Source organism: Parashewanella hymeniacidonis (assembly GCF_016900895.1).
GTDB lineage: Bacteria > Pseudomonadota > Gammaproteobacteria > Enterobacterales > Shewanellaceae > Parashewanella > Parashewanella hymeniacidonis.
The window spans coordinates 1-17,736 of sequence record NZ_JAFEUN010000095.1; the positions used below are offsets into that span (position 1 = coordinate 1).

The 17,736-nt window shown below is 39.8% G+C and carries 13 protein-coding genes and 4 pseudogenes; 12 read left to right on the forward strand and 5 right to left on the reverse strand.

The annotated features are described in order from the left end of the window. Positions 1 to 289 precede the first annotated feature (289 nt). Entirely contained in the window at positions 290 to 1,177 is an 888-nt protein-coding gene (locus JQC92_RS16640) for a DNA ligase (protein WP_205000698.1), read from the forward strand. Beyond that, positions 1,161 to 1,628 carry a low molecular weight protein-tyrosine-phosphatase gene (locus tag JQC92_RS16645; RefSeq protein WP_205000699.1) on the forward strand — a complete coding sequence of 156 codons (468 nt, stop codon included), beginning with the start codon at positions 1,161 to 1,163 and terminating at the stop codon, positions 1,626 to 1,628. The genes JQC92_RS16640 and JQC92_RS16645 overlap by 17 nt, the downstream gene beginning before the upstream one ends. A 6-nt stretch (positions 1,629 to 1,634) precedes the next feature. Here JQC92_RS16645 and JQC92_RS16650 read toward each other — a convergent pair whose 3' ends face one another. Continuing rightward, positions 1,635 to 2,567, reverse strand: a complete 933-nt coding sequence (locus tag JQC92_RS16650) for a hypothetical protein (RefSeq protein WP_205000700.1) — start codon at positions 2,565 to 2,567, stop codon at positions 1,635 to 1,637. A 212-nt stretch (positions 2,568 to 2,779) separates the two neighbouring features. Between JQC92_RS16650 and nrdD the strand changes: the two genes are divergently transcribed. From nrdD to JQC92_RS16675, 5 genes are all read left to right on the forward strand, one after another. Then, a complete protein-coding gene (nrdD, locus tag JQC92_RS16655; RefSeq protein ID WP_205000701.1) occupies positions 2,780 to 4,897 on the forward strand; it encodes an anaerobic ribonucleoside-triphosphate reductase in 2,118 nt (705 codons plus the stop codon). Next, positions 4,894 to 5,367, forward strand: a complete 474-nt coding sequence (gene nrdG, locus JQC92_RS16660; RefSeq protein ID WP_205000702.1) for an anaerobic ribonucleoside-triphosphate reductase-activating protein — start codon at positions 4,894 to 4,896, stop codon at positions 5,365 to 5,367. The genes nrdD and nrdG overlap by 4 nt, the downstream gene beginning before the upstream one ends. Before the next feature lie 108 nt (positions 5,368 to 5,475). Further along, positions 5,476 to 5,832, forward strand: a complete 357-nt coding sequence (locus JQC92_RS16665) for a YibL family ribosome-associated protein (protein ID WP_129947894.1) — start codon at positions 5,476 to 5,478, stop codon at positions 5,830 to 5,832. Between the two features lie 76 nt (positions 5,833 to 5,908). Then, on the forward strand, positions 5,909 to 6,520 hold the full coding sequence (gene ribA, locus JQC92_RS16670) for a GTP cyclohydrolase II (RefSeq protein ID WP_205000703.1): 612 nt from the start codon (positions 5,909 to 5,911) through the stop codon (positions 6,518 to 6,520). A 155-nt stretch (positions 6,521 to 6,675) separates the two neighbouring features. After that, positions 6,676 to 8,475, forward strand: coding sequence for a hypothetical protein (locus JQC92_RS16675; RefSeq protein WP_205000704.1), 1,800 nt, complete (start codon positions 6,676 to 6,678; stop codon positions 8,473 to 8,475). Positions 8,476 to 8,514: 39 nt separating this feature from the next. Here the strand turns inward: JQC92_RS16675 and hppD are convergent, their stop codons facing one another. After that, positions 8,515 to 9,555 (reverse strand): 4-hydroxyphenylpyruvate dioxygenase, encoded by a 1,041-nt coding sequence (hppD, locus tag JQC92_RS16680; RefSeq protein WP_205000705.1) that lies wholly within the window; start codon positions 9,553 to 9,555, stop codon positions 8,515 to 8,517. A gap of 53 nt (positions 9,556 to 9,608) precedes the next feature. Further along, positions 9,609 to 10,769 carry a homogentisate 1,2-dioxygenase gene (locus JQC92_RS16685; protein ID WP_129947890.1) on the reverse strand — a complete coding sequence of 387 codons (1,161 nt, stop codon included), beginning with the start codon at positions 10,767 to 10,769 and terminating at the stop codon, positions 9,609 to 9,611. 120 nt (positions 10,770 to 10,889) lie between these two features. Between JQC92_RS16685 and JQC92_RS16690 the strand changes: the two genes are divergently transcribed. From JQC92_RS16690 to tnpA, 4 genes and pseudogenes are all read left to right on the forward strand, one after another. Further along, the gene (locus JQC92_RS16690) at positions 10,890 to 11,774 is read left to right on the forward strand and encodes a LysR family transcriptional regulator (protein WP_205000706.1); all 885 of its coding nucleotides are present in this window, start codon (positions 10,890 to 10,892) and stop codon (positions 11,772 to 11,774) included. A 91-nt stretch (positions 11,775 to 11,865) separates the two neighbouring features. Next, positions 11,866 to 12,657 (forward strand): TIGR00266 family protein, encoded by a 792-nt coding sequence (locus JQC92_RS16695; protein WP_129947888.1) that lies wholly within the window; start codon positions 11,866 to 11,868, stop codon positions 12,655 to 12,657. 47 nt (positions 12,658 to 12,704) lie between these two features. Beyond that, on the forward strand, positions 12,705 to 14,081 hold the full coding sequence (locus JQC92_RS16700) for an SLC13 family permease (RefSeq protein WP_205000707.1): 1,377 nt from the start codon (positions 12,705 to 12,707) through the stop codon (positions 14,079 to 14,081). A 163-nt stretch (positions 14,082 to 14,244) separates the two neighbouring features. Beyond that, positions 14,245 to 14,544 (forward strand): annotated as a pseudogene (gene tnpA / locus JQC92_RS16705) (IS200/IS605 family transposase); the annotation flags it as partial. Between the two features lie 52 nt (positions 14,545 to 14,596). Here tnpA and JQC92_RS16710 read toward each other — a convergent pair. Beyond that, a pseudogene (locus JQC92_RS16710) lies at positions 14,597 to 14,893 on the reverse strand (DDE-type integrase/transposase/recombinase); the annotation flags it as partial. 262 nt (positions 14,894 to 15,155) lie between these two features. Further along, positions 15,156 to 15,557: pseudogene (locus tag JQC92_RS16715) on the reverse strand (IS6 family transposase); the annotation flags it as partial. Between the two features lie 536 nt (positions 15,558 to 16,093). On the opposite strand from JQC92_RS16715, the pseudogene JQC92_RS16720 reads away from it, so the two are divergent. After that, positions 16,094 to 17,736, forward strand: a pseudogene (locus JQC92_RS16720) (hypothetical protein); the annotation flags it as partial.

Consider the following 17,736-nt stretch of genomic DNA (forward strand, 5'->3'; position numbering starts at 1 on the left):
GCACTTGGTAAATTTAGTTTTCGGTAAGTTAGGAATAGACGTGAGTGATGAAAAAGTATCTCAGGTTTATAGTGAAGTCAGTGAGTACGGGACAATTGCTGCATAAAACTGTCTGCAGTATTGGCCTTTGGGAACGTGTAAATTAATATTGTTGAGTATTTTTTTCTTGAAAAAGACTTCTGTAAACTTTTAACTTCTATAGCTAATTCCATGTTTTATTGACAATTTATTCCTTAAAGGTAAATTAAGTTACACCATGGGGAAAACAGCATCAATAGCAAGGAATGCTATGTTTGTAACAAAAGGTCTCGTTAACAAAATTTTCGCAACGGCTGCGGTGATTGTTTTTTACTTGTATTCTTTCAACGTTTCAGCAAACCTTCAACTTGCGACCACGTTTAAACCTGATATTGAGGTAAAAGACTATTTAATAAGTGAGAAACTTGATGGTGTCAGAGGACGTTGGGATGGTAGCCAAATGTGGACCAAGCAAGGCAATAAAATTAATATGCCACTTTGGTTTTACAAGGATTTCCCCAAATATGCATTAGATGGAGAGCTCTGGATAAAAAGAGAGAAATTTGAACTTGTTTCTGGTGCAGTTCGACGAGTAACGCCTGACGTTCATCTTTGGTCACAGATAAAGTTCATGGTCTTTGATGTTCCCGAACATAAAGGAACATTTGAGCAAAGATATTTATATGCCAAAGAAAACTTATCAAATTTGTCGTCTTATCTGCAGGTTTTAGAACAGTTTCGAGTAAACACGAAACCTGAATTGATGATTGAACTGAAAAAGCGGGTTCAAGCTGGGGCAGAAGGGCTCATGCTTCATAAGGCAGATAATTTGTATCGTTCTGGTCGAAATCCTGACTTAATCAAGCTAAAACAATATCAAGATGCTGAGGCTAAGGTGATAGCTCATATCGAGGGTAAAGGACGGTTTAAAGGTATGTTAGGCAGCTTGTTAGTAGAATTGTCAAACGGAAAGCAGTTTAAAATTGGTTCTGGCTTTTCACTTGAGGAGCGCAAAACGCCTCCTGAAATAGGCAGTACAATCACTTTTAAATATTTTGGTTATACGTCTAAGAAAACCCCTAGGTTTGCGAGCTTTGTTAGAGTAAGATTTCCAGCAGATAACATTCAAGCAAGTGATAAAAATGACAAAATCCATTAACTCAATCCTATTTGTGTGCATGGGCAATATTTGCCGTTCTCCAACCGCAGAATCTGTGTTTAGAAAAGTAATCAATGATGCTGGTATTGATATTCAGTTAGATAGTGCAGGAACCATTGGCTTCCATCAAGGTAACTTACCTGACCTTCGAGCAAGAGCTGCTGGTAAAAAACGTGGTTATAGTTTTGAGGGAATTACCGCAAGACAAGTAACAGCAGAAGATTTTAAAAAGTTTGATCTCATTTTAGCGGCAGATAATGACAATTTGAACGATTTGAAGATGCGTTGCCCTATTCAATATAAAGATAAGCTTAAACTTATTCTCTTTTATGCTGAGTCACAAGAAACAGAAGTACCAGATCCTTACTATGGCGGTGATGAAGGCTTTGAACATGTTTTGGATTTACTAGAAGAAAGTGCGAAAAGATTTGTAATCTCTTTGAACGCTTAGTTAATGCTAAATAGGTCGAGTGGCGAACGGAGCCGATTTAAATTTTACACTTTCGCCAAGCGTAACTCTTGCAAGTGTCGACTTTACTTGCCCTTTAAATATGCTAACTGCAACAAATGTTTCGACAGATTTAGGATAGTCAAGGCTTTCACAAGCGGATACGTTTGCTTCAAATTGATCTTCCTCGTTAAAAGTTAGATCTTTATAAATTTTAAACATAATTTGAATCGAGTCTTCTTGCTTGGATATTTCGTAACTTCTCTCAGTTTGAGTAGCTAAGGTTTCTGCTAGAATAGAGCCTGCAAATAAATCTAATAACATCATGTAAACATCAGCACCGATACCTTGTTTTGCTAGTGTCAAAACAGCTGCTAAATTTTCACCACAACTTTCTTGAAGTTCTGTAAGGACTGAAGCATCTATTGACTTCCCGTTGAAAGTAAAAGCATCAGAATTGTTAGCAGTATCCCTAGTAAGATCTCTCATAAAGGCTATTTCGGTTTCGGCTTCGTCTGAAGATTTAATATGTTCATTCAAACGTTCATCTAATTTTTCTAAAGGTAAATCTAGCACTGTGAATGCCAAAGAGCATTGAGGCGCAACAAACGTTTTTTTAAAACCCTTTCTGACCTCCGTAGTTTCGACTAAAAATTGTGGCTTGCTTCCCGGTAGAGCTAAGTTTTTCAGCTCTAGGAATAAATTAATTTTGTCTCTGTCTGTAACTTGGTAACTGCACAGACTTAGATACACTTGCTTTGCTCTTTCGATATTTTTGTCATCAAAATGTATCGACAAACATTCCCATGCCAGTTTAATTGTTTCGCTATCTAAATAGCTGAACTGCTCTTGAAGTGGACTTATATCAAGTATCACGCTTGTGGGAATAGTTTCAAATGAACCGGATTCAGTTGAGATACTTTTACCAATTAGAGGATTCATTTCGTTCTCCATACCTATTTAATTTAATTATAGATATAAAAAAGCAACTAAATATAGCGAAAAAGAACATTTTTTTATCATGATCTTGATCATGATTATCGTAGTCACTGCCTGCCTTAAAATCTATAGATAGTATAATGATCTCAACTAACCCACTATATATTGTGGTTTGAACAATTCATTGTCACAAGTGTTGTTAATTGGAGAATGGCATGCCAGTAGTTATTAAGAGGGACGGTATCAAAACGGAATTTGATGCAAAACGGATTTTTTTAGCAGTCGAAGCAGCAGCTCAAGCTGCAGATGTGAATGATAGCGAATATGCGCAAATAGTTGCAAATGCGGTAACGCTAAAGGTTGCGCAGCAGCACGAAATTGAAATTCAACAGTTGCAAGATCTTGTAGAAAATGAACTGATGGCGGGAAATTACAAATCTGTTGCTCGTCATTATATTGAATATAGACATGACAGAGATGTTGCTCGAGAAACAAGCAGCAGTTTGAATATAGAGATTCGTGGGCTCATTGAGCAAAGCAATGCGGCACTTCTCAATGAAAACGCCAATAAAGATGCCAAAGTAATTCCAACTCAGCGTGACTTACTCGCAGGGATTGTGGCCAAGCACTATGCAAAAACGCATATGCTGCCCAAATCTGTGGTGAAAGCACACGAAGCGGGTGAGTTACATTATCATGATTTAGATTACGCCCCGTTTTTCCCAATGTTTAACTGTATGCTGATTGATCTGGAAGGCATGATGACCCATGGATTTAAAATGGGTAATGCTGAAATTGAAACGCCGAAGTCAATTTCAACAGCAACAGCTGTCACGGCTCAAATTATTGCTCAAGTAGCCAGCCATATATATGGTGGTACTACGATTAATCGAATTGACGAAGTGCTGGCCAAGTTTGTGACTAAGAGTTATGAAAAGCATTTAACGGTAGCAAAAGAATGGAGTGTTGCTGATGTTGAAGCTTATGCAAAAGCACAAACTGAAAAGGAATGTCATGATGCATTCCAGTCACTAGAGTACGAAGTTAATACATTGCATACCGCTAATGGCCAAACGCCATTTGTCACCTTTGGTTTTGGTCTTGGTACGAGTTGGGAGTCACGATTAATTCAGCAATCAATCATGAAGGTTAGGATTGCTGGTTTAGGTAAGAATCGAAAAACAGCCGTATTCCCTAAATTAGTCTTTGCCATTCGTGATGGCGTAAATCACAAGCCGACAGATATCAACTATGACATTAAAAAAATGGCATTGAAATGTGCTAGCCAGCGCATGTACCCAGATATCCTTAACTACGAAAAAGTTGTGGAAGTTACAGGGTCATTTAAGACACCAATGGGATGCCGCAGTTTCTTAAGTGCTTACGAACAAGACGGGCAGCTTCAACACGAAGGACGAAATAATCTAGGTGTTGTGAGTTTAAATTTACCTCGTGTTGCCTTAGAGTCTGGTAATAATGAAGCTGAATTTTTTCGTTTATTGGATAATCGCTTAAATGTGGCTCGTTTAGCATTAAATACTCGAATTGACCGCTTAAAAGGTGTGAAAGCTAAAGTTGCTCCTATTCTATATATGGAAGGGGCATGTGGTGTCAGGCTTGATGCAGACGATGATATTACTGAAATATTCAAGAATGGTCGTGCTTCAATCTCGCTTGGTTATATCGGTTTGCACGAAACCATTAATGCACTTTATGGCACTCAAGAGCATGTTTACGACAATGAAACATTACGTGAAAAAGCAATTGCCATCGTCAAGTATCTAAAAGCTGCGGTTGATCAATGGAAAAACGAAACAGGTTATGGCTTTAGCTTGTATAGCACACCAAGTGAAAACCTTTGTAGCCGTTTTCATCATATTGATGCAAAAGAATTTGGCATCGTAAAAGGTGTGACCGATAAAGGATACTACACCAACAGTTTTCATTTAGATGTTGAAAAGAAAGTAAACCCATACGATAAAATTGACTTTGAACAACCTTATCCTTTCATCGCTAATGGCGGTTTTATTTGCTATGGCGAATACCCAAATATGCAGCATAACACTGAAGCATTAGAAGATGTTTGGGATTACAGCTATAGTCGAGTCCCATATTATGGAACGAATACTCCCATCGACGAGTGCTATGAATGTGGCTTTTTAGGTGAATTTGAATGCACCAGTAAAGGCTTTACTTGTTCTAAGTGCGGAAACCATGATCCAAGTAGGGTGTCAGTAACCCGAAGAGTATGTGGTTATTTAGGCAGCCCGGATGCAAGACCGTTTAATTTTGGTAAACAAGAAGAAGTGAAGCGAAGAGTCAAGCATCTATGAATTACAACGCCTACTATCCTGTAGACGTGATTAATGGGCCAGGGACAAGAGCGACGTTGTTTGTTTCTGGTTGCGTTCATCAATGCCGTGGTTGCTACAACCAATCTACATGGAACCCTGAGTCAGGTCATGTGTTTGATGCTGAAATACAGCAACAAATTATTGATGATCTCAAAGATGAACGTATCAAACGAAGAGGGTTAAGCTTAAGCGGTGGTGATCCGCTATTACCCTCTAATTTACCTGCAATTAAAGCGCTAGTTGAAAGGGTGAAAAAAGAATGCCCTGATAAAGACATCTGGCTGTGGACAGGTTATACCTTGAATGCGCTAACGCTCGAGCAACAAGAAGTTATTAGCATGTTAGATGTCGTTATTGATGGGAAATTTGAAAGAGAGCTTGCTGACCCTAGTTTACGTTTTAGAGGTAGCAGTAATCAAATGATCCATACATTGAACTCATACACTTAAATCTTCCACACAAAGCAGTAACTTGTTTCATCGAGTTACTGCTATAATATTCGCACTTTCAAAAAATCATTTCTGCATTTGATCTAAGTCAGATGCCAAGGTCGCAAAATGAATTTAAAACAAGAGCTGCAAGATCTTAACAACAAATTAGATAAGTTTCGCCGTAAATTATCTGCAGCAGAAGGTCGAGGTGACGAGGCTGTTGCCATGCAATTTAAAAAAGAAATTGCAGCCGTTACTAAACGCATCAATTCAGTAAAATCTCAAAATTCTCGTCAGTTAAGTAAAGAAGGTTCAAAGATTACCTCGCTAGCCTTTAATCGTGCCTTAACTAAACAAGAACAGGCTGACTTAGGGAAACTAAAAAAGTCGGTAAAAGGGCTTGTTGTTGTTCATCCAATGACAGCGTTAGGCCGTGAAATGGGTTTAACACAAATGACGGGTTATGCGCCTAATAAGTTTTAATGGCAAAATAAACGATATAATTAAAATAAAGAAATGGTTTTCAACCTTTCAATTTGAGTTTTTTTAAGGTTTTTTCATGTCGGTAAAATATGTTGCATCTTCAAAATTACCTACTCCTTACGGAGTGTTTACTATGCATGGATTTGAAGATACGGAAACAGGTAAAGAGCATGTTGCTTTAACCATAGGTGAATGGACTGAGGGCGAAGCGGTTTTAGGCAGAGTTCACTCAGAATGTTTAACTGGTGATGCTTTATTCAGCTTAAGGTGTGATTGCGGTTTTCAATTACAAACGGCTATGCAGCATATTGCAGAAGCTGGACAAGGATTCATTCTTTACCTCCGTCAAGAGGGACGTGGTATTGGCTTGATCAATAAAATTCGTGCTTACGAGCTTCAAGATCAAGGTGCTAACACCGTAGAAGCCAATGAAAAGCTTGGCTTTGCAGCTGATTTGCGTCGTTATGACATGATTGTACCCATGCTCGAAAAAATAGGTATTAACCAAGTCAAGTTGATGACGAACAACCCTCGCAAGGTGAACGCATTGCAACGCTTTGGTGTAGAAGTCGCCGAACGAGTGCCACTGCAAGTGGGTAAAAATCGATATAATGAACATTACCTTAAAACTAAGTCTACTGTTTTAGGGCATTTAATGTCCGAACATCATTTTCATGACAATGATTAAAAGCCATTTTTACATAATTGAAGCCGAGCTGAATTTGCTCGGCTTTTTTGTTCCTAAGAAATTAATCTTTGTAGATTTTTGAACAAGTACTCAATTTACAATCGATGTTGATAGTAGTTTTATCATCAAGAAAATGAATTGTAGAGGTTTGATTTATGACTTTGCCTATCTTTAAAGCTGCCATTAGAGATGGCATGAATCAAAAAACAATTGATGTACAGAAAAATAGCGAGACGAGTTACACCTTTATTATTAGTGGCAGAGAGTTTGGCGTTACATTTAATTCAAATAAAAATGAGGTTGACGAGGTTTATGAAAAAGCCGGCTCATCGGCTGGAATATTTAATTGTTTTTATAGTTTTTTACACTTTTTAAAAATAGGTACTACGAGTACTCGAATTCGTGATGTATTAAATGAGAGTGATTATTCAATTTCTAATTACTTTGTACAGCAATCTTCCATGAATTCTAATGAAAAAAGCTTTCTTACATCAACACCTACAAGAGGTTATGGTAGTAGTGATCTTACAGAACAAGTTGAACATGAAAATGAAACTTCAGTTGTTGTAATTCCAGAAAATGGAAAATTATCAGCAATACCCCAAAAGGAGACCGAAGATGAAGCTGATAGCGCTGTTAAAGAAGAAGTCACTAAACCTGTAACAATAGATAAAGATGATAGTTGCGCTGTATTAAGTAAAGACGAAAATGAATTACTAAAAATGCTTGATGACGAACATGATGTCTCAGATATCAAGCTAGAGAGTTCTGAAATCGAAACTGATGAGGTGGAATGTCATCCTCCTTCAATACAAAGAGAAAGAACTGGGTCAGTGGTTATCAGGGCAAAATATGAAAGGGATAATTTGGAAAGTGGCAAGTTAGTGTTAATTGCAGAAGAAGAACATCCAGAATATTCATTTGATTCGCCTCTTAATCGAGAAGAAAGACGTACTAGAGATGCAGAGACTTTAGAGAAAAGATCAAAAGTACTCTTGTATAAATCCACACATAACGAAAATGAATATTGGCATAGGCCTTCGCTCAATTCTGAGTGTACATCAGATCTTAAGAAGCTCAGTGAAACAGCGTCAATGACATGTGTTGGACGAAAGAAAATACCCATGGGGGGCCGAACATATTATGAGCTCAATCCAGGTGATGAACAGGTTGATTTAGTATATGAACCAGCAGCAAAGCCTAAATACAGGATGTTTGGTCGAGAAGAAAAAGTTGTAGCAATAGATGATAAGTTTGTTTCATTAAAAAGAAGTGAACGTGTGTCTGAAAAGTACAGCAAAAAACACAAAGAAGAAATGGAAAAAAGGCTTAAAGTGGTTGAAGACCATGATTGTGTTTGCAAAGCTTGGGTTGTGGATGAAGATACTGTCATTGCAGAATACGGAGGACGGGATGTTAAAAAGTTTCATAGAAGATCAGAGCATGAATTGAAAAAAGAGCAAATTTTACCTTTTTTAGGATTAGTTAAAGATGTTCATGATAAAGGGTATAGGTTTTGTAGTATTTCAAATCATAACTTGCTTTGTTCTGGTATAGGAAAGCCAGTGAAGTTCACTGGGTGGAAGTATCTAGCAGGAAAAGATCTTGGTCAGTATGAATATAAGATGGAAGATCCTACCTTAATACCGAGTGCCATGGAAACTTGGGTAAGAAGCTCTAGTGATGAAGAGGAATTAATGGAAAGAGCCAAAGTTGCTGAGCAGCATGCAGTTCTTATGATGGCTTGTGAGTCAATGTCTGCAGAAATTGCATCAGCCATTAATAGCGATGATATTAAATATGAAAACTCAATGATAACCAAACAAAATCAGAAATATTTTGTAAAGTGGGTTCAAGAAAATGTCAAACGAGACAGTAGAAAAGAAGTCTTGTTATTCCTTAATTCACCAACGACAAGGAAATTGAGAAGCGAGTTAATCGATATTTTAAAATAAACTAAGCAGAGCTAATCTCTGCTTAGTTAAGTCAGACAATTAAAGCACGCCACGACGCATTTGGTCGCGCTCAATAGATTCGAACAATGCAGTGAAGTTACCTTCGCCAAACCCTAAGTTGTTCTTACGTTGGATGATTTCGATGAAGATTGGGCCAAATAGATTTTTAGTGAAAATCTGCAGAAGGTACCCGTTTTCGTCACCATCACAAAGAATTTGATGATGTTTAATCCGATCATGATCTTCCGTGATTTGAGGTAACTTATCAAAAATGGTGTCGTAATATTCAGGGATAATATCGAGCGTTTTGATAGATGAACCTTCCATCGCATCAAGCGAAGCGACAATATCACGGCTAGTAAAAGCTAAATGCTGCACGCCAGGACCATCGTACTCTTTAAGATATTCATCAATTTGGTTCTTATCGTCGTCTTTACCCTCGTTAATTGGAATGCAGAAGCTTCCATCTGGAGAGCGCAGTGCGAATGAAGTCAAACCTGTTTGGGCACCGTTGATGTCGAAATAACGTACTTCAGTGAAACCGAAAATGTTCTTATAAAAGTCTGCCCAGTGTTGCATGGTGCCTTTATAAACATTATTGGTTAGATGATCGACTTCCATAAAGCCTTTTTCTTGAATAAGCTCAGGGTGTTCTAAATCAACAAAGTCATTGTTATAAATATTATTTTCTTCACCGAAAACATCAATAAAGTAAATTAAGCTATTACCAATGCCGTAAATAGCTGGGTAATCTAAATCTTTTACTGAATCATCAGCTGCTTTTGCGCCACGCTCAACTGCGGCTTTGTATGCAAACTCTGCATCTTCAACACGCCAACCCATAGAGGTAATAGCCGGGCCATGTTTTTTAGCAAATTCAGCAGAGAAACCTTTCTTTTCATTATTAAGAAGAAAGTGGATATTGTTTTGCTGATAATAAAGGATGTCCTTTTCTTTATGCTTTTTTAGCATAGAGAAACCAAAGTCTTTAAATACCTTGTGCATAAAATCTGTGTCAGGAGTGGCATATTCCGTAAACTCAATGCCCATTAGTCCTAGTGGATTTTGTTCGCTAGCCATAATGTTTTCCTCAATTTATTTTAATAGGGTACGTTTTGGATCCGTTTCTGATTTTAATCTTCTATCCAAGAACGGTTATAGTCTTTGCTCATGCACTGTTGTACATGCTCAGTTAAATGTAATGGTGCAAAAGTATCGACCATTACGGCATATTCGTAAGTTTCCTTTTTGCCGATAGAAGCTTCAGTCTTCCCCGGTTGAGGTCCGTGCGGTACGCCCTTTTGGTGCAATGTTAAATATCCAGGACCAATGCCTGTACGACTCATAAAGTCGCCGTCAACGTAGTAAAGCACTTCATCGCTATCGATATTGTTATGATAATACGGCGCTGGAATGGACTTTTCGTGGAAATCGTAGAGTCTCGGTACAAAATTACACATCACAAAGTTGTGTGCTGTAAATACAATGTGGTCTGATGGTGGTAAATGTATCTTACCCACTTTAGGAGCATATTCAGTGATATTAAATGCCCAAGGATAAACAAAGCCATCCCAGCCAACTAAATCAAACGGATGCCATTCAAGTGTGGTTACTTGATACTTCTCACCAAATTTACAGACGAGAGAAAAATCCCCTTTTTCAACAACGGCGTCTTGTAACTCAGGAGTACGTATATCACGCTCACAATACGGTGCCGATTCAAGTAGTTGGCCGTACTCATTTCGGAAATGCTTGGGAATTTCGACCATTGAATTAGATTCAACAACAAATAAGCGTACGTTGTCGTAGGTGTCGAATTTCAATTGGTAAGTTGTACCACGTGGAATAACAAGGTAATCCCACTTTTTCACTTCAAGTGTGCCATATTCACTAAAAAGTGTACCTGAACCTTCATGGACAAATACAACTTCATCAGCATATGAGTTACGGTAAAACTCCTCAGTGTCCTCTGTTACTTTTGCAGTATACATCGCAACATCCGAGTTAAAGAAAATCTTATTTCTGGCACTAAAAAAATTACCAGATTTATCGACGTCTTTAGAGTCCAGCTTGTAGTTTTGGATGAGTGAGTCTTCCCAACCTAAACCATGGTCAACATGGTAAGGCGCAACCGCTAATGCCTTTGTCGGCATGTTGTGGTGATATTTATTGGAATAGATATTTGAAAAGCCATGAGTTGAAAACAACTCTTCACGATAGAGCTCACCATTTTCTTTTTCGAAGGTGATATGTCGCTTATGTGGTATTTGGCCTTGCTTTACATAAAATGGCATCAGTGAAGCCCTCACTTTAAAAATGTGATCTATCTTGCAATTTAATTGTAAATTCAAACAAAAAAAAGAATAATATTTAGCTTAACTCAATCAAAAAAATCGATTGTTGAGGTTTGGACGATGAAAATAGATATTGAAGCTTTCAAAGTTATGCAGGTTTTAGTTGAAGAAGGCAGCTTTGCAAAAGCGGCTGATAGGCTGCACAAAGCACAGTCTGCTGTGAGCTATCAAATAAAAAAATTAGAACAGCATCTTGGCGTAGAGTTGTTTAGCCGTGAACAATATCGTGCAAAGTTGACCCCTCAAGGTGAGGTGATTTTAAATGAAGGGCAACGTTTAATCGAACAATTATCGAACATAGAGCGTTTAGCGAATCGATTTAGTCAAGAATGGGAACCACGCTTAGAGTTGGTCATTGATGGTGCATTGCCTATGCCGCCTATTATGAGAGCATTAAAAAAACTCGCTGATCATGATATCCCCACCAAAATCCAATTGAATGTCGAGTTTCTTGGTGGTGTACAGCACCGGTTTGAAACGGATAAAGCAGATTTGATGCTCGTAAAAGACTATCGTACTGGTCCTGAACTAAATCCGATACCCCTACCTGAAATCACCAATATTTTGGTGACATCTCAATACCATGAATTGGCAAGTAAAAAACACGTTTCGTTACTGGAGCTCCAACAATACGTTGAACTCACTATTGAAGACTCAGCTCCGTCAAGTAACCATAGAGACGAAATGCAATTCAAAGGTGACAAGGTATTTTATCTGTCCGGCTTCATCATGAAACGAGGAGCGTTACTCAATGATTTGGGTTTTGGGTGGTTACCAGACTTTTTGGCTAAAGATAAATTAGACTGTGGCGAGTTAGTCGAAGTCGATTTTGTTGGTGGTAGTCGCTATACCTTTACACCTCAACTGGTATCCACACAAAGTAGGCCGCTAGGACGAGCGGGACAATTATTTACTAAACTTATTCTTGAGGAATTTCAACGGTAAAATTAACAAACAAGTTTATTGTTGAAAAAATCAGCTTTTAATGTAGGGTAAATCCACTCATATTTAAACGGATTTTTTAGAAGGGGATAAAATGCGCCGTTGTCACGAAGTAGATTACGAAATCAAAGGTCATGATATGCAGTTGGTTGAGGTTGAACTTGACCCACAAGAGACGGTGGTTGCCGAAGCGGGTGCCATGACTTATATGGAGCAAGATATTAATTTTGAAGCTAAGATGGGGGATGGTTCTAACCCAGACAGTGGATTTTTTGGAAAAGTATTCAGTGCCGGTAAACGTGTGCTTTCTGGTGAAAGTGTGTTTATGACTCACTTTACGAACCAAGGCTATGAGAAGCGTAGAGTCGCTTTTGCTGCTCCTTACCCTGGGACTATTCTCGCAATTGACTTGGCTGATATAGGTGGTGAACTTATCTGTCAGAAGGACAGTTTTTTGGCTGCGGCTATGGGAACTCAAGTGAGTACTAGCTTTAACCGACGTTTAGGCGCAGGTTTCTTTGGCGGTGAAGGTTTCATACTACAAAATCTCCAAGGAGACGGTATGGCATTTATTCATGCTGGTGGAACCTTAATTCGTAAAGAGTTAAATGGTGAAACGCTAAGAGTCGATACGGGTTGTATTGCTGCTTTTACTTCAGGTATTGATTACGATATTCAGAAATCAGGATCAATGAAATCAATGCTCTTCGGTGGTGAAGGATTATTTTTGGCGACCTTATCGGGGCACGGCAGTGTTTGGTTACAGAGTTTACCGTTCTCTCGTATGGCAGATAGAATTATTGCAAGTGCACCTTCATCAGGAGGCAGTGATAAAGGTGAAGGCTCAGTACTTGGAAGTATCGGACGTATGATTGACGGTCGTTAACGGCTTAGATATTCTTGTTTCATAATTAACGATAAATAATAACAATTATGAAACTGACCCGTTCCCATTTTCTTGTCATCGGCCCAGCATTAGCATGGGCTTTTTATTGGTTTCTTACCTTGGGAGGTATGGATTTCGCTCCTGCCGCCACCGCTGGCATTACGCTGCTAACGGTCATTTGGTGGGTGACAGAAGCTCTACCGATCCCTGCAACTTCACTCGTACCTTTTGCATTACTACCCCTTTTTGGCATTGTAGATCATAAAGCAGTAGCTTTATCATTCGGTAGTCATGTTATTTTGCTGTTAATGGCTGCATTCATGCTTTCGAAGGCGTTAGAGAAAAGTGGTGCTCATCAACGGCTAGCTGTGTATATGGTGAATTTTGTTGGTGTATCCAGCGCTAAGAGGCTCGTGTTCGGCTTTATGCTCGCAACGGCATTTCTCAGTATGTGGATTTCAAATACAGCGGCAACTTTGATCATGCTACCCATTGCTTTAGCTATTTTAAGTCGCATCGATAACCCTAAACTTTCAGTTGCACTCATTTTAGGAATTGCCTATGCCGCAAGCACAGGAGGTATTGCTACGCCAATTGGTACTCCACCAAATGTAATTTTTATGGGCATTTATGAGCAATACACAGGCAAAACGTTTGAATTCATAGAGTGGATGAAAGTGGGGATACCAATCGTTGTAATCGCAATTCCGCTAATGGCGCTCTGGTTAACTCGAAATGTGACCCTTAAAGCTAAAGTTGAACTTCCCGAGCAGGGAAAGTGGCGCAGTGAAGAAAAAAAAACCATCCTCATTTTTGCTTTGACTATTTTGGCTTGGGTAACGCGTCATGCACCATTTGGTGGTTGGGCTGAATTATTCCAAGTTGACTTAGCTGGCGATAGCACCGTGGCACTTGCAGCTGTAGTCCTGATGTTCGTCGTGCCAAATGGGGATGAAGGCCGAATTCTTGATTGGGATACAGCCAAAGAAATTCCTTGGGGTATGTTGTTGTTATTTGCTGGTGGTATTGCTTTAGCGAAAGGTATGTCAGCATCTGGATTAAGTGAAATGTTGGGTGATTGGTTGTCAGCTAAAGATAATATTCCATTGTTAGCACTGATGGTATTGATATGTGTGGTGGTGGTTTATCTAACAGAGATCACCAGTAATACCGCTACTGCAACACTACTCATGCCAATTCTTGCCGTTGCAGCAGTAGGTGTTGGTGTTAAACCTGAAGTACTGATGATACCTGCTGCTATGGTCGCAAGTTGCGCCTATATGTTACCCGTTGCAACGGCACCAAATGCTATTGTTTATGGTACGGGTAAAATTGAAATTCAGCAGATGGTAAAAGAAGGCGCATCACTCAGCTTAATGATGGCGATTGTTATCTCGGTAGTTTGCTATTTTCTTTTGCAGTAGTTTTAAGATATATAAGTCATGGATGGCTAACAAATCTTATTAATCATTGGTAAACCCCCAGATCTGCTGGGGAGACTCGCATAGGTTCCACCGATACTAAGGTATCGCTACCTTTTAAGCTCGACCAAAAGCAAAAGGTAGTACCTATGAGAGATTATAAGGGTTGTCTCATACAAGGTGGGATTGTAAATACCATGTAGTCTTTATCCCGAAAAGAAGGCAAAAGTTGATGTTTGGTGCAATAAGAAAACATCTTGGGGAAGTATTTCATCAACTAGCGAATCAAAAAGACATTGTGATAGAAGAAGGGCATTTAATGAAAGATCATGTTCATATGTGCCTAAGTATTCCACCGAAGTATGCAGTTCCGAATGTTGTTGGTTTTTTAAAAGGGAAAAGTGCCATTTCAATTGCTCGTAACTTTAAGGGCAGGCAAAGAAACTTTGCAGGAGAAGAGTTTTGGGTTCTGTCGCATCTTCGAAATTAAACACAGGAACACTGATTTTTAAACACAATTAGGCTGCCAGTGAGTAAAACTGCTCCCAAACCGATTGACCCTGTGCCCCCTTCATCTGGCCTTTTCTTATCATTTGCCAGAGCTCAACTCCAGCGATGGTGGCTTTAGCTCCCTCTATTGATTTGTAGCCCAGTGCCGTTCGCATTTGCCACTTCACCGCTCGGTGACTTTGTTCAACAATATTGTTGAGATACTTGACCTGCAACACCTCAATCAAACACCCAGCCATTTGTAATAACAATAATTGCCAGTTGAGTGTTTCTAATGCCGCCGCATTACTGCCGCTTTTATCTATACCCATGATACCTGAAGATGCATGTTTCAGGACTTTCTCAGCGCCAATTCTTTGAGGCGCATTAGCGAAGGAATATCGGGATTCTTTCGAGCTAATGTAACAAAGAAGAATTGGCGCTGAGAAGTCCACGAAGTGCGAGTTGCACAGCGTGTTACTCTGTGTTGCCAGTGCTAACAATAGCTCACTATTGCCACACATTGTCGCCTTGATTAACAAGCTTTGCATTCTCGCTGAAATCGAGCATCTTCAGGTATCATGGGTATATTACCACCTTTTCAGGTCGACCATGTTGACCAATGGCTTTATTGAAAAACACTCTGGCCGCCGCTTCATCCCGTTTCTCACTGAGCATGAAATCAATGGTATCACCGAATTTATCAACGGCTCGGTACAGGTAATGCCACTGATCTTTTACTTTGATGTAGGTTTCGTCCATCCGCCATGAGCTAGATACTGAGCGCTTTCTACCATTTCTAAAAGCAGCCTCCAGTTGAGGCGTATATTCAACAACCCAACGGTGGATCGTGGCGTGGTCGACTTCAACACCACGTTCATTCAGTAACTCTTCAATATCTCGGTAACTGAGTTTGTAGGCCAAGTACCATCTAACCGCCATCAAAATGGTGGCTGATGGATACTGTTTTTTACGGAAGCTCAAACTCATATTCGACTACTTTAGGTTCAGATTATTTTTTAGGCTTGCAGAATGTGACTTCAAAAAGCAAAAGTTGTGTGACATCAAAATATCTGTTTGAGTGTTTTTTAGGCTGCAAAGATGCGACAGAACCATATTTTGCTAGCACAGTTGGTAAACATGGAGATGAACAAATGATTGCTAATTATGTTAAGAATCAAGTGAATGAATATAAGAAGCTCCATAATGATCATCAGTTAGAGATGTTCTAGATTGATACCCCGCTGCTTGCGGCGGGGTAGTTCATTTTTGGAAAAATCTAAAGGAGAAATTTTATGGTGAATGAGGGTTAAAACGTGGCTCAGAATCTGCGATTTTGAGGTCTTTTAAAGGCCAATTATAGGGGTGAATTAAGGCTGATTTTTAAGCTGAGAAGGCATTTATGCCAAGGCTCAGCCTGCTATAACTCCTGAAAAAGTCAAGAGCGTTAACGATTTTTAACTCGTTTTTAGCATTGTCTGCCAGTATTTTAAAAATACTGGCTCTTCCAAATCTCAATGAATTCTATGGCATCGAAAGTTCTATCCATTATGAATGGTTTCGGTTATCCGTCTGTGGATAACGGGGTGTGCTACGGACTTGCGGTTATGGCTGCGCAGGCGGTGATAAGATTTGATGGGGCAACGTATAACGCCAGAATCAAGACGCTTCCTAGCGGTGAGGAAGACGACCTTAAGGCTTTTTTTGAAGGTGTGGTCGTTTATTCAGGCAACGCCTTAAGCGCTTCACAATATGTTGCATTAGGTTTACCACGTCACCAAAATATTCCTGCACCTGCAAAGTTGTTATCATTTACACAAGCTGAAAAAGATACCCCTCATGATAAGCGCCAAAAGTGCAGACCTTGCGTGGCTGAGGCTTTTTTATGCTCTTTCAATCGAAAATCACTGACCTGCAGTCTTAAAGAGATGCGTTCCCATGACGTGCCATTCTCATTGGTTATTACTTATATCAATCATGCGGTTCAAATTGGGTTTGATGGTTCAAACTGGCTGTCCGTGAGTCACGATAATACTCTGTATGAGGCAGCTATAACGAGTAAACTTTTACTTAACATTACAGATGAAAAGTACGCTCGTGATGGGTTGTGGCTTGCCAATATTAATATTGTCTTCGGAAAAGGTCGTACTATTTCAGATTTCTCCGCATGCTTTCGTGAATTACGTCTGACTGATAATAAATTTTTAAAGTTATCAGATTCTCAAAAAAAAAGGTGTGTGCATCTAGCGCAGAAAAACGGTCAGCATGATACGGTGGCTGCGTTTATGAAGGTGCTGGTGGAGTTACTGAAGGAAGGGAAGTTATCAGCAGATAAGTTCATAGCGCTGGCAGCGGGGAAAGATGGTGACGAAACACCTGGACTATGTCTGGCGCTGCAAAATGGTCATCATGAGACGGTGGCTGCGTTTATGAAGGTGCTGGTGGAGTTACTGAAGGAAGGGAAGTTATCAGAAGATAAGTTCATAGCGCTGGCAGCGGGGAAAGATGGTGACGGAACGCCTGGACTATATTTAGCGCTGCAAGAGGGTCAGCATGAGACAGTGACTGCGTTTATGAAGGTGCTGGCGGAGTTACTGAAGGAAGGGACGTTATCAGAAGATAAGTTCATAGCGCTGGCAGCAGCGAAAGATGGTGACGGAACGCCTGGACTATATTTGGCGCTGCAAGAGGGTCAGCATGAGAAGGTGACTGCGTTTATGAAGGTGCTGGCGGAGTTACTGAAGGCAGGGAAGTTATCAGAAGATAAGTTCATAGCGCTGGCAGCGGGAAAAAGACGTGACGAAACATCTGGACTATGTCTAGCGCAGCAAAACGGTCAGCATGAGACGGTGGCTGCGTTTATGAAGGTGCTGGTGGAGTTACTGAAGGCAGGGAAGTTATCAGAAGATAAGTTCATAGAGCTGGCAGCGGGGAAAGATGGTGACGGAACGCCTGGACTATATTTGGCGCTGCAAAATGGTCATCATGATACGGTGACTGCGTTTATGAAGGTGCTGGTGGAGTTACTGAAGGCAGGGACGTTATCAGAAGATAAGTTCATAGCGCTGGCAGCAGCGAAAGATGGTGACGAAATACCTGGACTATTTCTGGCGCTGCAAAATGGTCATTATGAGACGGTGACTGCGTTTATGAAGGTGCTGGTGGAGTT

Bases quoted from the DNA above. Each gene is read 5' to 3' on its own strand.
- nrdG (WP_205000702.1), top strand. From the start codon at position 4,894: ATGAATTACAACGCCTACTATCCTGTAGACGTGATTAATGGGCCAGGG.
- hppD (WP_205000705.1), bottom strand. From the start codon at position 9,555: ATGGCTAGCGAACAAAATCCACTAGGACTAATGGGCATTGAGTTTACG.
- JQC92_RS16675 (WP_205000704.1), top strand. From the start codon at position 6,676: ATGACTTTGCCTATCTTTAAAGCTGCCATTAGAGATGGCATGAATCAA.
- JQC92_RS16650 (WP_205000700.1), bottom strand. From the start codon at position 2,567: ATGAATCCTCTAATTGGTAAAAGTATCTCAACTGAATCCGGTTCATTT.
- JQC92_RS16695 (WP_129947888.1), top strand. From the start codon at position 11,866: ATGCGCCGTTGTCACGAAGTAGATTACGAAATCAAAGGTCATGATATG.
- JQC92_RS16645 (WP_205000699.1), top strand. From the start codon at position 1,161: ATGACAAAATCCATTAACTCAATCCTATTTGTGTGCATGGGCAATATT.
- nrdD (WP_205000701.1), top strand. From the start codon at position 2,780: ATGCCAGTAGTTATTAAGAGGGACGGTATCAAAACGGAATTTGATGCA.
- ribA (WP_205000703.1), top strand. From the start codon at position 5,909: ATGTCGGTAAAATATGTTGCATCTTCAAAATTACCTACTCCTTACGGA.
- JQC92_RS16665 (WP_129947894.1), top strand. From the start codon at position 5,476: ATGAATTTAAAACAAGAGCTGCAAGATCTTAACAACAAATTAGATAAG.
- JQC92_RS16690 (WP_205000706.1), top strand. From the start codon at position 10,890: ATGAAAATAGATATTGAAGCTTTCAAAGTTATGCAGGTTTTAGTTGAA.
- JQC92_RS16685 (WP_129947890.1), bottom strand. From the start codon at position 10,769: ATGCCATTTTATGTAAAGCAAGGCCAAATACCACATAAGCGACATATC.
- JQC92_RS16640 (WP_205000698.1), top strand. From the start codon at position 290: ATGTTTGTAACAAAAGGTCTCGTTAACAAAATTTTCGCAACGGCTGCG.
- JQC92_RS16700 (WP_205000707.1), top strand. From the start codon at position 12,705: ATGAAACTGACCCGTTCCCATTTTCTTGTCATCGGCCCAGCATTAGCA.